Genomic DNA, 16,036 nt, shown 5'->3' with positions numbered 1-16,036 from the left:
TCCTTGTGGCTGGGTTCGGGAGGCGGGCTGCCTCTCCTTCCCTCAACCCGCGAAGTACCGCCGACGTTCCGGAAAACGGGTTGAACCGTTCATCGCAAAGCCATGTTTAACCTAAATTAATCCCGCCAGCGGGCTCGACGGATCGGCATATTTGCGCAGGCCCATGCGCCCCGACAGATAGGCATCGCGCCCCGCCTCGACCGCCAGCTTCATCGCACGCGCCATGCGCACTGGGTCCCTGGCCTCGGCGATCGCGGTGTTCATGAGCACCCCGTCGCAGCCGAGTTCCATCGCCACCGCCGCGTCGCTCGCCGTCCCCACGCCCGCATCGACGAGCACCGGCACCGACGCGCCCTCGACGATCAGGCGGATCGTCACGCGGTTCTGGATGCCCAGCCCCGACCCGATCGGCGCGCCGAGCGGCATGACCGCGACCGCGCCCGCATCCTCGAGCTGCTTCGCGGCGATCGGATCGTCGACGCAATAGACCATCGGCAGGAAGCCTTCCCTGGCGAGCACCTCGGTCGCCTCCAGCGTCTCGCGCATGTTCGGATAGAGCGTCTTCGCCTCGCCCAGCACCTCGAGCTTCACCAGGTCCCAGCCCCCCGCCTCGCGCGCGAGGCGCAGCGTACGGATCGCGTCGTCGGCGTTGAAGCAGCCGGCGGTGTTGGGGAGATAGGTGACCTTCTTCGGATCGATATAATCGGTCAGCATCGGCGCGCTCGGGTCCGAGACATTGACGCGCCGCACCGCGACGGTGACGATTTCCGCCCCCGACGCCGCGACCGCGGCGGCATTCTGTTCGAAATCCTTGTACTTGCCGGTCCCGACGATCAGCCGCGAGGTGAAGGTCCGGCTGGCTACGCTCCAACTGTCGGTCAACAACCGCCTCCTACGAAATGAACGATTTCCAGCGCGTCGCCCTCAGCGAGCCGGATGTCGGCAAGCGTCGAGCGCGGCACGATCTCGCGGTTGCGCTCGACCGCGACCTTCTTCACGTCGAGCCCCAGCGAGGCGACGAGATCGGCGATGCTGCCTTCGCGCACCTGACGCGGGTCGCCGTTGAGGATGATGGTGATACTCGCCAACGCTCTTCCAATTATCCGTATCCCCGAGCGAAGACGAGGGGCTCGTTCGAGCGAAGCGAGAACCCGCGCCGTTGCTGCCTCGACTTCGCTCGGCATAGCCCCCTCGTCTTCGCTCGGGGATGCGGGAGCTTGGTGAAACAGGTCGGCAGACATTTCCAAATCGTCGGGACGCATATAGGGAATGGCGATTGCTCCGCAACCGAAAGCCTGTGCCTTGTCCGACAAGCCCGTCGTCTATGTTCTCAGCGGCCCCAACCTCAATCTGCTCGGCACCCGCGAGCCCGAAATCTATGGTCATGACACGCTGAACGACATTCATGCGCGGCTGGAGGCGCAGGCGGCGGACCTCGGCCTTCGTCTCGAATGCCGACAGACCAACCACGAAGGCGTGCTGATCGACTGGCTGCACGAAGCCTATGTCGCGGGCGCCAAGGCGGTGCTGCTCAACGCGGGCGGTTATACCCACACCTCGATCGCGCTTCACGACGCGATCAAGTCGATCAAGGTGCCGGTCATCGAGGTCCATCTGTCGGACCCGATGAAGCGCGAATCCTTTCGCCATATCAGCTATGTAGGCATGGCGGCGGTCGCCCATTTCGCCGGGCACGGCGCGGCGAGCTATACGCTGGCGCTGGACGCCGCCGCGCGTCTCTGACAAGAGGGCGCCATCAAAACAGGGGTCAGAGTGGCCGCACGCCACCGCAAACAGCAGGAAATATCACATGGGTGACCATAAAGAGCATGGCATCAACATCGATCCGGCCTTCGTCCGCGCGCTCGCGGAATTGCTCGACGATACGCAGCTTTCCGAAATCGAGGTCGAGGACGGCCACCGCAAGGTGCGCGTCGCGCGCACGCTGACCGCCGCCGCGCCCGTGGCCTATGCGCCCGCGCCGGTCGCGGCGCCCACCGCTCCGGCGGCCGCTCCCGCCACCGCCGCTCCGGCCGCGCCCGCCGTCGACAGCTTCGCCGATGCGGTGAAATCGCCGATGGTCGGCACCGTCTATCTTGCCCCCGAACCGGGCGCGCCGAACTTCGCCGCCGTCGGCTCTTCGGTGAAGGAGGGCGACACCATCCTGATCATCGAGGCGATGAAGGTGATGAACCCGATCACCGCGCCCGCCGCGGGCACGCTGAAGGCCGTGCATGTCGAGAACAGCCAGCCGGTCGAATATGACCAGCCGCTGTTCACCATCGGCTGAGCGCGCGCATGACCATTGAAAAGCTCCTGATCGCCAACCGCGGCGAGATCGCGCTGCGCATCCACCGCGCAGCCCATGAAATGGGCATCAAGACCGTCGCGGTCCATTCGACCGCCGATGCCGAGGCGATGCACGTCCGCCTCGCCGACGAGGCGGTGTGCATCGGGCCTCCGGCCGCGAAGGACAGCTATCTCAACATCCCCGCGATCATCTCGGCGGCGGAGGTGACCAACGCCAACGCGATCCATCCGGGCTATGGCTTCCTGTCCGAAAACGCGCGCTTCGCCGAGATCATCGAGGCGCACGACCTGATCTTCGTCGGGCCGAAGCCCGAGCATATCCGCACCATGGGCGACAAGGTCGAGGCGAAGCGCACCGCGGTCGCGCTGGGCCTGCCGGTGGTTCCGGGCTCGCCGGGCGCGGTGACTTTCAGCGCGGAAACGAAGAAACTCGCCGCGGCGATCGGCTATCCGGTGCTGATCAAGGCGGCGTCGGGCGGCGGCGGGCGCGGCATGAAGGTCGTCCCCGACGCCGACAGCCTCGAAAGCCTGATGGGCCAGGCGTCGAGCGAAGCCGCGGCGGCGTTCGGCGACGCGACCGTCTATATGGAAAAATATCTCGGCAACCCGCGCCACATCGAATTCCAGATATTCGGCGACGGCAAGGGCAATGCCATCCACCTCGGCGAGCGCGACTGCTCGCTGCAGCGCCGCCACCAGAAGGTGCTGGAGGAAGCGCCCTCGCCCGTCATCTCGGCCGAGGAGCGCGCGCGCATGGGCAAGGTCTGCGCCGACGCGATGGCGAAGATGCATTATCGCGGCGCCGGCACGATCGAGTTCCTGTGGGAAAACGGCGAATTCTTCTTCATCGAGATGAACACGCGCATCCAGGTCGAGCATCCGGTGACCGAGATGATCACCGGCTTCGACCTCGTCCGCGAACAGATCCGCATCGCCGACGGCCGGGGGCTGTCGGTCAAGCAGGAAGACCTGGAATTCCGCGGCCATGCGATGGAATGCCGCATCAATGCCGAGGACCCGCGCACCTTCATGCCCTCGCCCGGCAAGGTGACCAGCTATCACGCCGCGGGCGGCATGCATGTGCGCGTCGATAGCGGGCTTTACGCGGGCTATTCGATCCCGCCCTATTATGACAGCATGATCGGCAAGCTGATCGTCTATGGCCGCAGCCGCGAAAGCTGCATGATGCGCATGCGCCGCGCGCTCGAGGAAATGGTCGTCGGCGGGGTCAAGACCAACATCCCGCTGCACCAGGCGCTGCTCGCCGCGCCCGACGTGATCCACGGCGACTATACGATCAAATGGCTGGAGGAATGGCTGGCGCGGCAGGACGAAGAGGCTTCGGCCTGATCCCTTCCACACCCTCCCCTTCAGGGGAGGGCAGCGAGACTTGGCAGCTTGCTGCCTAGTCGCAGCGGGTGGGGCCAGAAGCCTTGCGCTACGCTGCAAGCCCCCACCCCAACCCCTCCCCTGAAGGGGAGGGGCTAATCGCGCCGAGCTGTGCCCCGCATCACTTTCCCCGCCCATGTTTTTTGACTATAGCCCTTGGTCTATGGTCAAAATCTTTTCCCTCGCAGCCCCGTTTGCCCTTCCTTTCGCGCTCGCCGCCGCCCCCGCGCTCGCACAGACGACCAGCGTCAAGGAGGATTCGGTCGTCTATCAGCCCGACAAGACGACCGACGACGCCCCCGAGATCGAAAGCGCCGCCGAGGCCAATCTGCCGAGCTGGTCGAAGGCCAATGCCGAGGCGCTGCTGCGCGTCATCGAAGGCATCGGCGCCGAGGGCCTGTTCGCCAAGGATTACAACCCCGAGGGCCTTGCCGCGGCGATTGTCGGCGACGACCAGGCGCGGCTCGACCGCGTCGCGACCGACAGCTTCCTGCTGCTCGCGACGCACCTGCGCGACGGCCGCACGCCCAATGCGGCGCGCAAGCAGTGGTTCATGACCGACAGCGACGCCGAACAGATGCCGCTGGTGTCGATGCTGACCGCGGCGCTGCTCGCGAGCTCGATCCCGGAAACGCTGGCGGGGCTCGATCCGGTCCACCCCAATTTCGCGGCGCTCAAGACCGCGCTGGCGGCCGCGAAGACGACCGCCGACGCCAATGCGATCCGCGTCAACATGGAACGCTGGCGCTGGATGCCGCGCGACCTCGGCCCCACCTATATCGTCAGCAACATCCCCGAATATATGACGCGCGTCGTTTATGACGGGGTCAAGATCGGCGAGCACAAGGCGGTCGTCGGCAAGCCGTCGACCCCGACGCCGCAGCTCAATCCGATGGCGACCGGGGTGATCGTCAACCCGACCTGGACGCTGCCGCGCAGCATCATCAACGAAGGCATCGGCGCGACGATCGCCAACAACCCCGCCGCGGCGCGCGCGCAGGGCTACACCTGGACCGGCAGCGGCAAGACATTGTCGGTGGTGCAAAAGGCCGGACCCGGAAACGCGCTGGGCGTGATGAAGCTCGAAATGCTGAACCCGCACGCCATCTATCTCCACGACACGCCGTCGAAGGGCGCGTTCGCCGCCGCCGCGCGCGCGTTCAGCCACGGCTGCATCCGCACCGACAAGGCGCTGAAATTCTCGGGCCTGATGTCCGTATGGTTCGCGGGCAAGACGGCCGAGGAGTTCGGCGCCGCGATCGCGAGCGGCGAGACGACGCGCTTCGGCTTCGAAAAGCCCTTCCCCGTCTATGTCGCCTATTGGACGATGGTCCCGGGCGAACAGGGCGGCGTCAGGAAGCTCGCCGACATCTATGGCCGCGACGCGCCGGTGGTAGCGAGCTTCGCCAAGCCCGGCCGCCCCGCCGCGACGATGATCGCGCCGCCGGTGGTACCGACGGTGGCGAGCACGGCGGCGAAGGCCAGCGTGGGGAATTGAAATGCCATAACCCTCCCCTTTAGGGGAGGGCAGCGAGACTTGGCGGCTTGCCGCCTAGTCGCAGCGGGTAGGGGCAGCGGCCCTGTGCTGCCTGACAGGCCCCACCCCAACCCCCTCCCCTGAAGGGGAGGGGCTATCTCAGTCCGCCGTCGTCGGGAAAACGCCCTGCTGCGCGCTCGTGCGCACCATATTCTCGGTCCCCGGCGCGGGCGTGCCCGGCAGCTCGAACGGCACTGGCGCCGGCGGCGGCAGGCTGAGCTTGTCGGCGAACAGCAGCCGTCCCGGGCCCAGCTTGTAGAGGATCATCGGCAGCAGTTCCTCGCCGAACACGAAACAGCCTTCGCTGCGCCCCAGCTTGCCCTGCGTCGCGATCAGCGACGGGTCGGCGTACCAGGCGCCATGGACGACGATCGCCCGCGCATCGGCATTGTTGTTGTCGGGCTCCAGCCCCGCGAGCCGCATCGACGACCCGTTGCTGCCCCAATAATAGTCGCTGGTGCGATAGGCGCCGCGCGATGTCGCGAGGCTGCCGACGCGGTTCGAAAAGCTCTTGAGCCAGCCGTCGTGCTGCGGGTCCGAACCGCGGCCATGGGTGACCGGGAACATGTCGACCTTGCCCGCGACCATGTCGACCAGCGCGAAGCGCGGGCGCGACGAGGGCAGGCCGAAATCGACGATGCCGACGCGGTCGGTCTGCGTGATGTTGCGCGATTGCAGCGCCAGTTGCGCCTTCGCCACGGCGGCATAGTCCACCGGCGGCGGCACGAAGGGCGCCGGCTGCCGGATCCAGCCCGGCATCGTCTGCGCGCGCAGCGGCATCGCGGCCAGCGCGCCCGCACCGGCAACCACCGCCCCCAACATCGACCGGCGATCGATCAATTTGTTCACGTGCAACCCAACCCCGTCTGTCGCCTCTCGCGATCCCTCGTCGGGGCATTAGCCGCAGCTTCGGCCTGAAAGGCAAGCAGCTTCATCATCGTCATACCGCGAACTGTGGCATATTTGCTGTGAACGGCGGGTTTACATCGCGGCACCCGCGGCGATAGAGCCAGGGCCATGAAAGCAACCATCTGGCACAACCCCGCCTGCGGCACCTCGCGCAAGACGCTGGCGCTGCTGCAAGAGACGCCCGGCGTCGAACTGACCGTCGTCGAATATCTGAACCAGCCTTATGCGGCCGACAAGCTCCGCCAGCTGTTCGAAGCGGCCGAGCATCAGCGCCCGCGACGCCCTCCGCCTGCGCGGCACCGATGCCGAAGAGCGCGGCATGACCGGCTGGAGCGACGACGCGATCATCGCCGCGATGGCGGCGAATCCCGCCTATGTCGAACGCCCGTTCGTCGAGACCGGCAAAGGCGTGCGCCTGTGCCGGCCGATGGAGAGGGTCCAGGAGATTCTCTGACGGCGGTTTGGCAACTGGCGGCGGTCAGACCGCCAGCAGCAGCGTGTCGTCTTCGCGGGGTGCGGCGGCCTCGAACGAGGGGAGCGGCTCGAATGTGCCTTCCTGCAACTCGGTCACCGCGAGTCCATCGAGCTTATAGTGACCAAGGCGCCAATCGTCGGGCGAACGCCAGTTCTTGCTCAGGTTGAGCGCACTGACGAACAGGTCGCCGCGGCGTTCGAACATCTGGTGCGGCGCGAGCGTCATCCGGTTGCCGTTGTAATGCGCGGTGACCATGCACCGCCGCGCAATGGCTTCCATCAGTTTGAGGCGGGTGTCGTTCATGGCCTGGTCGATCGCGGGGAGAGAGGATTCTTGTTGTGCATTGCACCATAATGCACGTCGATTGTGAAGGTTCAAGGACCGATTCGACAAACCGATTGATGAATTGGTTTGCGCACGAGGCGTCACCTGGTCCGGAAATGCACATATTCCAAAGCCGCGGGCTGCCGATGGCGGTGCGCGCAGCTGCTCCCAGGCGGTTCCCGAACACGGCTTGCGTCCGCCTGGGTCCGACCTGCCATGAGCGAACCCGATGCAAAGCCCGCCCGATTCCTTTTGCGGGCCTTCTCTCGAAAAATGGCGATTATATCCCTTGCAAACTCAAGCGGCCTGTCAGGTTCGGGGTGGGGAGCGGACGTTGCCGATCCTCCCCGGCACGGGGAGGGGGACCAGCGAAGCTGGTGGAGGGGCACAGGCGGTTTGCCCTGTCGGTGAGGCCGCGCGTTGCGGCCGGGTTGCTAGAAAACGGCGTTCTTTCGGTCTGGCATTGCGTAAGCCTCCCGTGCCCCTCCACCACCCTTCGGGTGGTCCCCCTCCCCCGTTGGGGGAGGATCGCTTATGTCCGCTCCCGCCCGAAACCTGTCGTTCAGTGGCCATGTTTGCAAAGGACATAATGGCAAAAAAATGCCCGCCGGAAACCCGAAGGTTTCCGGCGGACAGGCTTTCCTCCCCAGGAAAGCTCGGTGGGCGCGGGGTCGGCTTGCGAGTCCCGGGCCGAAAGGGTCGTCAGGCGGCGAACTGGTTCATCGTATTGTCCTTGCCCGCGGCCTTCAGGGCCGCTTCGCCGACGAAATATTCCTTGTGGTCGTCGCCGATGTCGCTGCCCGACATGTTCTGGTGCTTCACGCAGGCAATGCCCTCGCGGATTTCCTTGCGCTGGACGCCCTTGACGTAGCCGAGCATCGCTTCGTCGCCGAAATATTCCTTCGCCAGATTGTCGGTCGACAGGGCGGCGGTGTGGTAGGTCGGCAGGGTGATGAGGTGGTGGAAAATGCCCGCCCGCTTCGCCGCGTCGCGCTGGAAGGTACGGATGCGGTTGTCGGCCTCTTCGCCGAGTTCGGTGCCGTCATAATCGACGCTCATCAGCCTGGCGCGGTCGTAGGCGGACAGGTCGCGGCCTTCGGCTTCCCAGGCGTCATACACCTGCTGACGGAAGTTGAGCGTCCAGTTGAAGCTCGGCGAATTATTGTAGGCGAGCTTCGCATTTGGGACGACTTCGCGGATGCGGTCGACCATGCCGGCGATCTGTTCAATATGCGGCTTTTCGGTCTCGATCCAGAGCAGGTCGGCGCCATTCTGAAGACTGGCGATGCAGTCCATGACGCAGCGGTCCTCGCCGGTTCCGGGGCGGAACTGATAGAGGTTCGACGGCAGGCGCTTCGGGCGCATCAGCTTGCCGTCGCGGTTGATGAGGACGTCGCCGGGGTTGCCCGCGCCTTCGACCTCTTCGCAATCGAGGAAGCTGTTATACTGGTCGCCGAGATCGCCGGGTTCCTTCGAGAAGGCGATCTGCTTGGTGAGCCCTGCGCCGAGGCTGTCGGTGCGGGTGACGATGATGCCGTCCTCGACGCCGAGTTCCATGAAGGCGTAGCGGCAGGCGCGGATCTTCGCGATGAAATCCTCGTGCGGCACGGTGACCTTGCCGTCCTGGTGACCGCACTGCTTTTCGTCCGAGACCTGATTCTCGATCTGCAGCGCGCAGGCGCCGGCCTCGATCATCTTCTTGGCGAGCAGATAGGTCGCCTCGGCGTTGCCGAAGCCCGCGTCGATGTCGGCGATGATCGGCACGACATGCGTTTCATGATTGTCGATCGCGGCCTGGATCTGCTTCGCCTTGAGTTCGTCGCCCTCGGCGCGCGCGGCGTCGAGGTCGCGGAACAGCAAGCCAAGTTCGCGGGCGTCGGCCTGACGCAGGAAGGTGTAGATTTCCTCGATCAGCGCCGGGACGCTGGTCTTTTCGTGCATCGACTGATCGGGCAGCGGACCGAATTCGCTGCGCAGCGCGGCGATCATCCAGCCCGAGAGATAGATGTAGCGGCCCTTGGTAGTGCCGAAATGCTTCTTGACCGAGATCATCTTCTGCTGCGCGATGAAGCCGTGCCAGCAGCCGAGCGACTGGGTGTAGTTCGCGGGATCGGCATCATAGGCGGCCATGTCGGCGCGCATGATGCGCGCGGTATAGCGCGCGATGTCGAGGCCGGTGCGGAACTTGTTCTGGGCACGCATGCGGGCGATGCTTTCGCCGCTGATGCCGTCCCAGGTGCCGTCGTAATCGCGGATGAGGCGGCCCGCCTGCGCCATGTCTTCCTGATAGCCCATGTGTCTGTCCTTTCGGTGCGGCCAGTCGGGGAGAGCGGCCGGGTGATGGGCAGGATGTGCCGCGCGGCGCGCCGAAAGTGAAAAGCTTTGTCAATAAGTTTTGTGAAATACGCCGGTTTCGTGGTATTCGGCGTGTAAATCGGTAAAGAAAGTTACAGGCGATGGCGGAGCGGCGGGTGTTTGCGGGGGCGGCGGTGCGCCGGGCGCGGCGCGATGCGGGGATGACGCAGGCCGCGATGGCCGAGGCGCTCGACATTTCGCCCAGCTACCTCAACCTGATCGAGCATGGGCAGCGGCCGCTCTCCGCCACGGTGATCGTGCGGCTGGCCGAGCGGTTCGATTTCGACGCGGCGAAGCTGGGCGGCGAGGAGGTGCCGGGCGGGCTGGCGGGCCTCCGGCGGCGGCTCGCCGATCCGCGTTTCGCCGATCTGGGGATCGGGGCGCAGGAGGCCGAGGAGTGGCTGCAGGCGGCACCCGCGACCGCGGCGGCCTTTGCGCGGCTGTTCGATGCGGCGCCCGAGGCGCGTGGGGAGGCGCAGGACGAGGCGCCCGAAGTCGCGGCGGTCCGCCGCGCGATCGAGAAGTGGCGCAATCATTTCGCCGACCTCGACGCGCGCGCCGAGGAACTCGCCGACGAATTGCGGCTCGCGGGCGGCGACCTTTATGGCACGATAGCGGAGCGGCTGCGCACGCGGCACCAGCTCGGCATCCGCATCTTGCCGAGCGACGTGATGCCCGACCGGCTGCGCTGGCTCGACTGGCACGCGCGGCAATTGATGCTGAGCGAGCTGCTGCGCCCGGCGTCGCGGACCTTTCAGGCGGCGGCGACGCTGGCGCAGGTCGAGGCGAAGGGCGAGATCGACGCGCTGGTCGCGGGGGCCGAGTTCGCCGAGCCGGCGGCGGCGCGACTGTTCGAGCGGCATCTGGTCCATTATTTCGCAGCGGCGCTGATGATGCCCTATGGCCGTTTCCTGCGCGCCTGCGACGCGACGGGTTATGATCTGCTGCTGCTCCAGCGGCGCTTCGGCGCGGGGTACGAGCAGGTGGCGCACCGCCTGACGACGCTGCAACGCGTGGGCGCGCGGGGCTTGCCCTTTTTCATGCTGCGTATCGACCGGGCGGGACAAGGGTCGAAACGCTACGCCGGGGCAAGCCAGTCGCCGCTGGTCGATGGCGACGCCCGCTGCCCCTTGTGGGGCGTGCATGAGGCGTTTTCCCGCCCCGGCGAGGTGATCGCCGATCTGGTCGAACTGGAGGATGGGACGCGCTGGTTCACCCAGTCGCGCTCGGTCGCCGCGCCGGGGGCAAGCGGCAGCGGCACGCCGGCGCGCTTCGCGGTGTGTGTCGGGGTCGATGCGAAGGTCGCCGCGCCGCTGATCGCCGCGCGCGGGCTCGACCTGATGCGCGCGCGCGCGACGCCGATCGGGCTGGGGTGCCGCCGCTGCACGCGCACCGGCTGCGTGCAGCGGTCGATGCCGCCGCTGGGGCGCCCGCTGCGGTTCCGCGAGGGCGAGCGCGGCGTGTCGGCATTCGACTTTGCGGGGGACTGAGTTCCCGAAACGGGCGGTTCCCCCGCGCGGTCGAATAAGGCACAAGGCGGCGATGGCGGCTTTGGGGTCCTTGGCGGAGCGATGACGCGGGCGGGCGATGCTGAGGCCGACCTTCTGTCCGCGGCGATGGCCGGGGACCGCGGCGCGTTCGAGCGCCTGCTGCGCGCGCATTACGACCGCATCCACGGGCTGGCATGGCAGCTGACCGGGTCGCGCGCCGATGCCGACGATATCGCCCAGGACGTGTGCTGTACGCTGGCGGAGAAACTGCCGGGCTTTCGCGGCGAAGCGAAGTTCACGACCTGGCTGTGCAGCATCACCTTCAACGCGTGCCGCGATTTCCGGCGGCGGCGGCGGGCCTTCGCGGGTTTTGCCGACCGGCTGGCGGTGATGGTCGGGCTGACGGCGCCGCCCGACGGCCGCGACCTGTACGACGCGGTGTGGATCAGGAGCGCGATCGCGAAGCTGAAACCCGATCTGCGCGACACCGCGATCCTCGTCGCGGGGCAGCAACTGACCCATGGCGAGGCGGCGGCGATATTGGGGGTCGCCGAGAACACGGTGTCGTGGCGGATGCATGAGGTGCGGCGGTTGCTGGCCAAGGGGGCGTAACCGCGGAGCCGGGGACGCTGCAGGCACGCGCCGATCCCCCTCCCGCAGGCGGGAGGGGCAGCGAGACTTGGGCGCTTGCGCCCTAGTCGCAGCGGGGTGGGCCATTGAGATGTCGCTGCCCACCCCCAACCCCTCCCGCCTGCGGGAGGGGAGTCAAACGTCCACACCCGCCCGCAACCCGCCATTCAGCAATCCTGTTTGCAGAGGACCAAATCTTTTTCGCATCGCTTCAAAGGAAATCCCGGTCCCGCGCGTCGAAGGGACATGCGGGCGATTTTGCGCCGCAGTCACCAGGGAGATGTTCCATGCCCCGTATCCATCACACGCTGACCGCGACGCTGGCGTTCGCGCTTCTCGCCGCCTGCTCGGCCTCCGACACGCCCGACATCGCCGGGCCTTCCGATCGCAACCGGTCCGACGAACCGGCCGATGCCGCCGCGGCGCCGGCTGTCCGAAATCGTCGTCACATCCTCGCGGGTCACCGGCGCGCAGGCGCCCGTGGCGGTGACGGGATCCGCCATCGGCAACTATGCGCCCCCGCCGGCTCCGCCGCCACCGCCCGCGATGGCGATGAAGCGCATGGCGCCCGGCTATTATCCCGATCAGTCGGTGCCCTATTATCAGGACGTCGGCCGCGACAAATTCACCTCGACGAGCGAGAATCCGTTCAAGGTCGCGCTCGACGAGCCGGTTTCGACCTTTTCGATCGACGTCGACACCGCCTCCTATTCCTTCGTCCGCGCCTCGCTGAACAACAATGTCCTGCCGCAGCCGCATGGCGGTGCGGACCGAGGAGCTGGTCAATTATTTCCCCTATGACTATGCGGCGCCGAAGAGCGCGGCGCAGCCGTTCAGCACCCATGTCGCGGTGATGCCGAGCCCGTGGACCGAAGGCCGCAAGCTCGTGCGCATCGGCATCAAGGGCTATGCGATCGAGCGCGCGACGCGGCCGCGCGCCAATCTGGTGTTCCTAGTCGACACGTCGGGGTCGATGAATGCCCCGAACAAGCTGCCGCTCGTCAAGCAGTCGCTGGCGATGCTGCTCGACCAACTCGACGCGGGCGACCGCGTGTCGATCGTCACCTATGCCGGAAGCGCGGGGGTCGCGCTCGAACCGACGCGGGCGAGCGAGAAGGGCAGGATCATGGCGGTGCTCGGCAATCTGGGCGCGGGCGGCGGCACCGCGGGGGCCGAGGGGATCCGCCAGGCCTATGCGCTGGCCGAGCAGAATCTCGATCCCAGGGGCGTCAACCGCGTGATCCTGGCGACCGACGGCGATTTCAACGTCGGCATCACCGACCAGAACGAGTTGAAGGGCTATATCGAGCGCCAGCGCGGAAAGGGCATCTTCCTGTCGGTCTTCGGCTTCGGCATGGGCAATTACAACGACGCGCTGATGCAGACGCTGGCGCAGAACGGCAATGGCGCCGCCGCCTATATCGATACGCTGGGCGAGGCGCGCAAGACGCTGGTCGAGGAAGCGACCTCGACGCTGTTCCCGATCGCCAAGGATGTGAAGATCCAGGTCGAGTTCAACCCCGCGACGGTCGCCGAATATCGGCTGGTCGGGTACGAGACGCGGATGCTGAACCGCGAGGATTTCGAGAATGACAAGGTCGATGCCGGCGACGTCGGGTCGGGGCAGACGGTGACCGCGATCTACGAGATCACCCCGGTCGGCGGCCCGCGCGCGATCGGCGACCTGCGCTACCAGACGCCCAGGCGCCCGCCCGCCGCGGGTCTGGCGAACGAATATGGCTTTGTGAAGATCCGCTATAAATTGCCGAAGTCGGACACGAGCCAGCTGATTTCGACGAGCATCGACCGGCGCGTCGAATATGCGCGCTTCGACGATGCGCCACTCGATGCGCGCTTCGCCTTCGGGGTCGCGGCCTTTGCCGAACTGCTGCGCGGCGGCAAATATAGCGGGTCGGTCGGCTATGACGATGTGCTGCGCATCGTCGGCGGGGCGAAGGGCGCCGACGAATTCGGCTATCGCACCGAACTGGCGCAGATGGTCCGCGCCGCGAAGAGCGCCGGGGCGCTGGCGCGGCTCAACCGCTGAGGCGGCGGGAGTGCGGCGGCGCCGAACGATCGGCGCCGCCGCACGCGAGGATGATCGACCCCCGCGTTTTTGTGCGTATAAGGCGAGACGATGCCGATTTTCCTTTTCCCTGGCACAGCGCCTTTGCGGCCGGGCCGCGGCGGGCGATAGATGGACCGCGACGACGATATTCTCGCCGCGCTGCCCGGTCCGCCTCCCCCGGCGCCGCAGCGCCGCGAGGCGGCGATCGCCGAGGCGCTGGCGCGGTTCGAAGGAGCGGAGGCGCCGCCGCGCGCGGCAACCGGGCCGACGCGGGCGCCAGCGGGCTGGTGGGCGATGCTGCGGCGGCCGCAGTCGGCGGCGGCGATCGCGGCGATGCTGGTCGTCGCGATCGGCCTGCCCGTGGGGATGCGGATGGCCGACGAACGCGCGAACGTTGCGGAGGATCGGGCGGCGGCGGAACATGCGGCACCGGCGGTGCCGAACGCCCAGGCGCCCGATGCGCCGGCCAAGGCTTTGCCGCGCGGCTGCGCGCGTCGCGGGCGGCACCGACCCGGTGATCGCGGCACGCCGGGAAGGCGAAGCCGCGGGCGCCGTCATGCCCGGCGCCTCGGTGGCGCCGCCACCTCCGCCTCCGTCGATCCTGCCGCCCCCTCCTCCCCCGCCCCCGCCGCCGGTCGCGCTGGCGCAGGCGGAGCGGGCATCGGGCGCGGCGGCGTCCGGCCAGCGCGACGAGGAGGCGCGGTCGATCGTCGTGACGGGACGGAGCCGGGCGCCGGCCGCCCCCGCGCCGCCTCCGCCCGCCGCCGTGGCCTATGCCCCCGCCGCCGACGCATCGGACTATGCGCGGGAGGTTGTCGTGACCGGTTCGCGCATAGTGGCGCCGAAGCGCGCACCGCGCGGCGACTGGAACGCCTGCACGGTGAACGACCCGAGCCAGAGCCTGTCGCTCTGCACCCGGCTCGTCACCCAAGGCAACCGCAAGGCGCGCGAGCGCGCCGAGGCTTATCTGGGCGAGGGACTTGCAAATGCCTGGCAGGGCCGAACCGACGAGGCCGTGGCGGCCTTCGACAAGGCGATCGCGGCGGCGCCGGGGTTGTCCATTGCCTATCTCAATCGCGGGCTCGCCTATGACCGCAAGGGCGACGCGCGCCGCGCCATCGCCGACCTCGACGCGGCAGTGCGCCACGCCCCCCGCTCGGCGCGCGCCTATTATGCGCGCAGCCAGTTGCTGCGCAAGGCAGGCGAAGACGACCGCGCCCGCGCGGACGAAAAGCGCGCCGTGGAACTCGACCGGCGGTACGGGCAGATTATCGAATAGGGCATTGGCGGATCGGTGGCGGCACGCGCCTACCCGGCCGCGAACCGCCCGCCGGCGATCCGGAACCGTGTTACCGGCCCCGGCATATCCCCGAACAAGGCCGCCTCGGTCCCGGTGAGCCACGCCTGTCCCCCCTGCCCGGCCAGCCGCTCGTAAAGCGCCGCGCGGCGAACCGGGTCGAGATGCGCCGCGACCTCGTCGAGCAGCAGCACGGGCCGCTGCCCGCGCAGCCGCGCGACGCAGTCGCTGTGCGCGAGGACGAGCGAGAGCAGCATCGCCTTTTGCTCGCCGGTCGAACAGCGCGCGGCGCCGCGCCCCGTCGCGGCATGGACCGCCGCCAGATCGTCGCGGTGCGGCCCCGCGGTCGCCCGGCCCGCGGCGGCGTCGATGCGGCGGCGTTCGGCGAACAGTTTCCGCAAGGCTTCGGCGTCATCGGGCGTCGCGCGCGGCGCGCCATCGGCATCGACCAGCGTCAGCAGCGGACGCGCAAAGGGGGTATCGGGCTGCCCGGCCAGTTCGGCCGACAGCGCGGCCAGCGTCCGCTGCCGCGCCGCATCCATCGCCGCGCCATGCTCGGCAAGCTGCGCCTCGAGGCTGGTCAGCCACTGCGCGTCGGCATTCGCCAGATCGGACAGCAACTTGCCCCGCGCCCGCAGCGCCGCCTCGTACCGATTGCCGTGCTGCGCGTGGCGCGGGTCGAGCGCGAGCACCAGCCGGTCGAGGAAACGCCGCCGGTTGCCCGCGGTCTCGACGAACAGCCGGTCCATCGCCGGCGTCAGCCACAATATGGCGAGCCAGTCGCCGAGCGCGGTCGCCGCCGCCGGCGCCCCGTTGATCCGCACGATCCGCCGCCCCGGATGCGCGGGCTCGATCCCGGTGCCGAGCGCGACCGGTGCCAGATCCTCGCCCGCCGCCACCTCGGCAAAGACCGCAAAGCCCCCGGCCGCGCCGTCGCGCACCATGTCGGCCAGCGCCGCGCGGCGCAGTCCGCGCCCCGGCGCGAGCAGCGAGATCGCTTCCAATATATTGGTCTTGCCCGCGCCATTGTCGCCGTACAGCGCGACAAGCCCCGGCCCCGCCGCCATTTCCGCCGCGGCATGATTGCGAAAATCGGTCAGCGAGAGGCGAGCGAGCGTCATGCAGGGACGGTCCTAGGAGATTTCGGCGGCAGAGGGAAAGTGCCGTTTGCCGGGACACGCGCGATACGAAGAAGGAAAAGGTTACGCGTCGCCCCCGCGCAGCCGCGGGCCGCAACCGGTTTGCGCAGCGG

15 protein-coding genes and 1 pseudogene are annotated in these 16,036 nt (G+C 67.8%); 10 read left to right on the top strand and 6 right to left on the bottom strand.

Annotation, left to right across the window (positions count from 1 at the left end; genetic code table 11):
* Positions 1-111 precede the first annotated feature (111 nt).
* Both N0A20_RS03640 and thiS read right to left on the bottom strand, forming a co-directional pair.
* The gene (locus tag N0A20_RS03640) at positions 112-882 is read right to left on the bottom strand and encodes a thiazole synthase (RefSeq protein ID WP_260582657.1); all 771 of its coding nucleotides are present in this window, start codon (positions 880-882) and stop codon (positions 112-114) included.
* A complete protein-coding gene (thiS, locus tag N0A20_RS03635; protein WP_260582656.1) occupies positions 879-1,088 on the bottom strand; it encodes a sulfur carrier protein ThiS in 210 nt (69 codons plus the stop codon). Before thiS ends, N0A20_RS03640 begins: the two co-directional genes overlap by 4 nt.
* A 214-nt stretch (positions 1,089-1,302) precedes the next feature.
* Here thiS and N0A20_RS03630 point away from each other — a divergent pair, with 214 nt between their 5' ends.
* The 4 genes from N0A20_RS03630 (at position 1,303) to N0A20_RS03615 (ending at position 5,197) form a co-directional block, all read left to right on the top strand.
* On the top strand, positions 1,303-1,743 hold the full coding sequence (locus N0A20_RS03630; protein WP_260582655.1) for a type II 3-dehydroquinate dehydratase: 441 nt from the start codon (positions 1,303-1,305) through the stop codon (positions 1,741-1,743).
* A gap of 67 nt (positions 1,744-1,810) precedes the next feature.
* Positions 1,811-2,290: an acetyl-CoA carboxylase biotin carboxyl carrier protein gene (gene accB, locus N0A20_RS03625; protein WP_260582654.1), complete on the top strand. Its 480-nt coding sequence runs from the start codon at positions 1,811-1,813 to the stop codon at positions 2,288-2,290.
* Between the two features lie 8 nt (positions 2,291-2,298).
* Positions 2,299-3,660 carry an acetyl-CoA carboxylase biotin carboxylase subunit gene (gene accC, locus N0A20_RS03620; RefSeq protein WP_260582653.1) on the top strand — a complete coding sequence of 454 codons (1,362 nt, stop codon included), beginning with the start codon at positions 2,299-2,301 and terminating at the stop codon, positions 3,658-3,660.
* Positions 3,661-3,862: 202 nt separating this feature from the next.
* Complete coding sequence (locus N0A20_RS03615) at positions 3,863-5,197, top strand: L,D-transpeptidase family protein (RefSeq protein ID WP_260582652.1); 1,335 nt, start codon at positions 3,863-3,865, stop codon at positions 5,195-5,197.
* Positions 5,198-5,335: 138 nt separating this feature from the next.
* On the opposite strand, the gene N0A20_RS03610 is transcribed toward N0A20_RS03615, so the two are convergent.
* Positions 5,336-6,085 carry a murein L,D-transpeptidase catalytic domain family protein gene (locus tag N0A20_RS03610; protein ID WP_260582651.1) on the bottom strand — a complete coding sequence of 250 codons (750 nt, stop codon included), beginning with the start codon at positions 6,083-6,085 and terminating at the stop codon, positions 5,336-5,338.
* Positions 6,086-6,253: 168 nt separating this feature from the next.
* Here N0A20_RS03610 and N0A20_RS03605 point away from each other — a divergent pair.
* A pseudogene (locus N0A20_RS03605) lies at positions 6,254-6,599 on the top strand (ArsC/Spx/MgsR family protein).
* A 24-nt stretch (positions 6,600-6,623) separates the two neighbouring features.
* On the opposite strand, the gene N0A20_RS03600 reads toward N0A20_RS03605, so the two are convergent.
* Positions 6,624-6,923, bottom strand: a complete 300-nt coding sequence (locus N0A20_RS03600) for a hypothetical protein (RefSeq protein ID WP_260582650.1) — start codon at positions 6,921-6,923, stop codon at positions 6,624-6,626.
* A gap of 723 nt (positions 6,924-7,646) precedes the next feature.
* Positions 7,647-9,239, bottom strand: coding sequence for an isocitrate lyase (locus tag N0A20_RS03595; protein WP_260582649.1), 1,593 nt, complete (start codon positions 9,237-9,239; stop codon positions 7,647-7,649).
* A 161-nt stretch (positions 9,240-9,400) separates the two neighbouring features.
* Here N0A20_RS03595 and N0A20_RS03590 point away from each other — a divergent pair, with 161 nt between their 5' ends.
* The 5 genes from N0A20_RS03590 (at position 9,401) to N0A20_RS03570 (ending at position 14,766) form a co-directional block, all read left to right on the top strand.
* Complete coding sequence (locus tag N0A20_RS03590; RefSeq protein WP_260582648.1) at positions 9,401-10,789, top strand: short-chain fatty acyl-CoA regulator family protein; 1,389 nt, start codon at positions 9,401-9,403, stop codon at positions 10,787-10,789.
* An 81-nt stretch (positions 10,790-10,870) separates the two neighbouring features.
* Entirely contained in the window at positions 10,871-11,401 is a 531-nt protein-coding gene (locus N0A20_RS03585) for an RNA polymerase sigma factor (RefSeq protein WP_260582647.1), read from the top strand.
* Between the two features lie 429 nt (positions 11,402-11,830).
* Positions 11,831-12,220 (top strand): von Willebrand factor type A domain-containing protein, encoded by a 390-nt coding sequence (locus N0A20_RS03580; protein WP_260582646.1) that lies wholly within the window; start codon positions 11,831-11,833, stop codon positions 12,218-12,220.
* A complete protein-coding gene (locus tag N0A20_RS03575) occupies positions 12,177-13,466 on the top strand; it encodes a vWA domain-containing protein (RefSeq protein WP_260582645.1) in 1,290 nt (429 codons plus the stop codon). The genes N0A20_RS03580 and N0A20_RS03575 overlap by 44 nt, the downstream gene beginning before the upstream one ends.
* 478 nt (positions 13,467-13,944) lie before the next feature.
* Entirely contained in the window at positions 13,945-14,766 is an 822-nt protein-coding gene (locus tag N0A20_RS03570) for a tetratricopeptide repeat protein (RefSeq protein WP_260582644.1), read from the top strand.
* A gap of 29 nt (positions 14,767-14,795) precedes the next feature.
* On the opposite strand, the gene recF is transcribed toward N0A20_RS03570, so the two are convergent.
* Positions 14,796-15,905 (bottom strand): DNA replication/repair protein RecF, encoded by a 1,110-nt coding sequence (gene recF, locus N0A20_RS03565; protein ID WP_260582643.1) that lies wholly within the window; start codon positions 15,903-15,905, stop codon positions 14,796-14,798.
* Between the last annotated feature and the right edge of the window lie 131 nt (positions 15,906-16,036).

Origin of the sequence: Sphingopyxis sp. PET50, from assembly GCF_025244705.1 — a bacterium.
Lineage (GTDB): Bacteria > Pseudomonadota > Alphaproteobacteria > Sphingomonadales > Sphingomonadaceae > Sphingopyxis.
This window is presented reverse-complemented; position numbering and strand designations above follow the sequence as displayed.

Coding starts and splice junctions, on each gene's coding strand:
- N0A20_RS03615 (WP_260582652.1), top strand. CDS start 3,863: ATGGTCAAAATCTTTTCCCTCGCAGCCCCGTTTGCCCTTCCTTTCGCG.
- N0A20_RS03570 (WP_260582644.1), top strand. CDS start 13,945: ATGCGCCGGCCAAGGCTTTGCCGCGCGGCTGCGCGCGTCGCGGGCGGC.
- N0A20_RS03580 (WP_260582646.1), top strand. CDS start 11,831: ATGCCGCCGCGGCGCCGGCTGTCCGAAATCGTCGTCACATCCTCGCGG.
- accC (WP_260582653.1), top strand. CDS start 2,299: ATGACCATTGAAAAGCTCCTGATCGCCAACCGCGGCGAGATCGCGCTG.
- N0A20_RS03575 (WP_260582645.1), top strand. CDS start 12,177: ATGGCGGTGCGGACCGAGGAGCTGGTCAATTATTTCCCCTATGACTAT.
- N0A20_RS03585 (WP_260582647.1), top strand. CDS start 10,871: ATGACGCGGGCGGGCGATGCTGAGGCCGACCTTCTGTCCGCGGCGATG.
- N0A20_RS03600 (WP_260582650.1), bottom strand. CDS start 6,923: ATGAACGACACCCGCCTCAAACTGATGGAAGCCATTGCGCGGCGGTGC.
- N0A20_RS03590 (WP_260582648.1), top strand. CDS start 9,401: ATGGCGGAGCGGCGGGTGTTTGCGGGGGCGGCGGTGCGCCGGGCGCGG.
- accB (WP_260582654.1), top strand. CDS start 1,811: ATGGGTGACCATAAAGAGCATGGCATCAACATCGATCCGGCCTTCGTC.
- N0A20_RS03595 (WP_260582649.1), bottom strand. CDS start 9,239: ATGGGCTATCAGGAAGACATGGCGCAGGCGGGCCGCCTCATCCGCGAT.
- recF (WP_260582643.1), bottom strand. CDS start 15,905: ATGACGCTCGCTCGCCTCTCGCTGACCGATTTTCGCAATCATGCCGCG.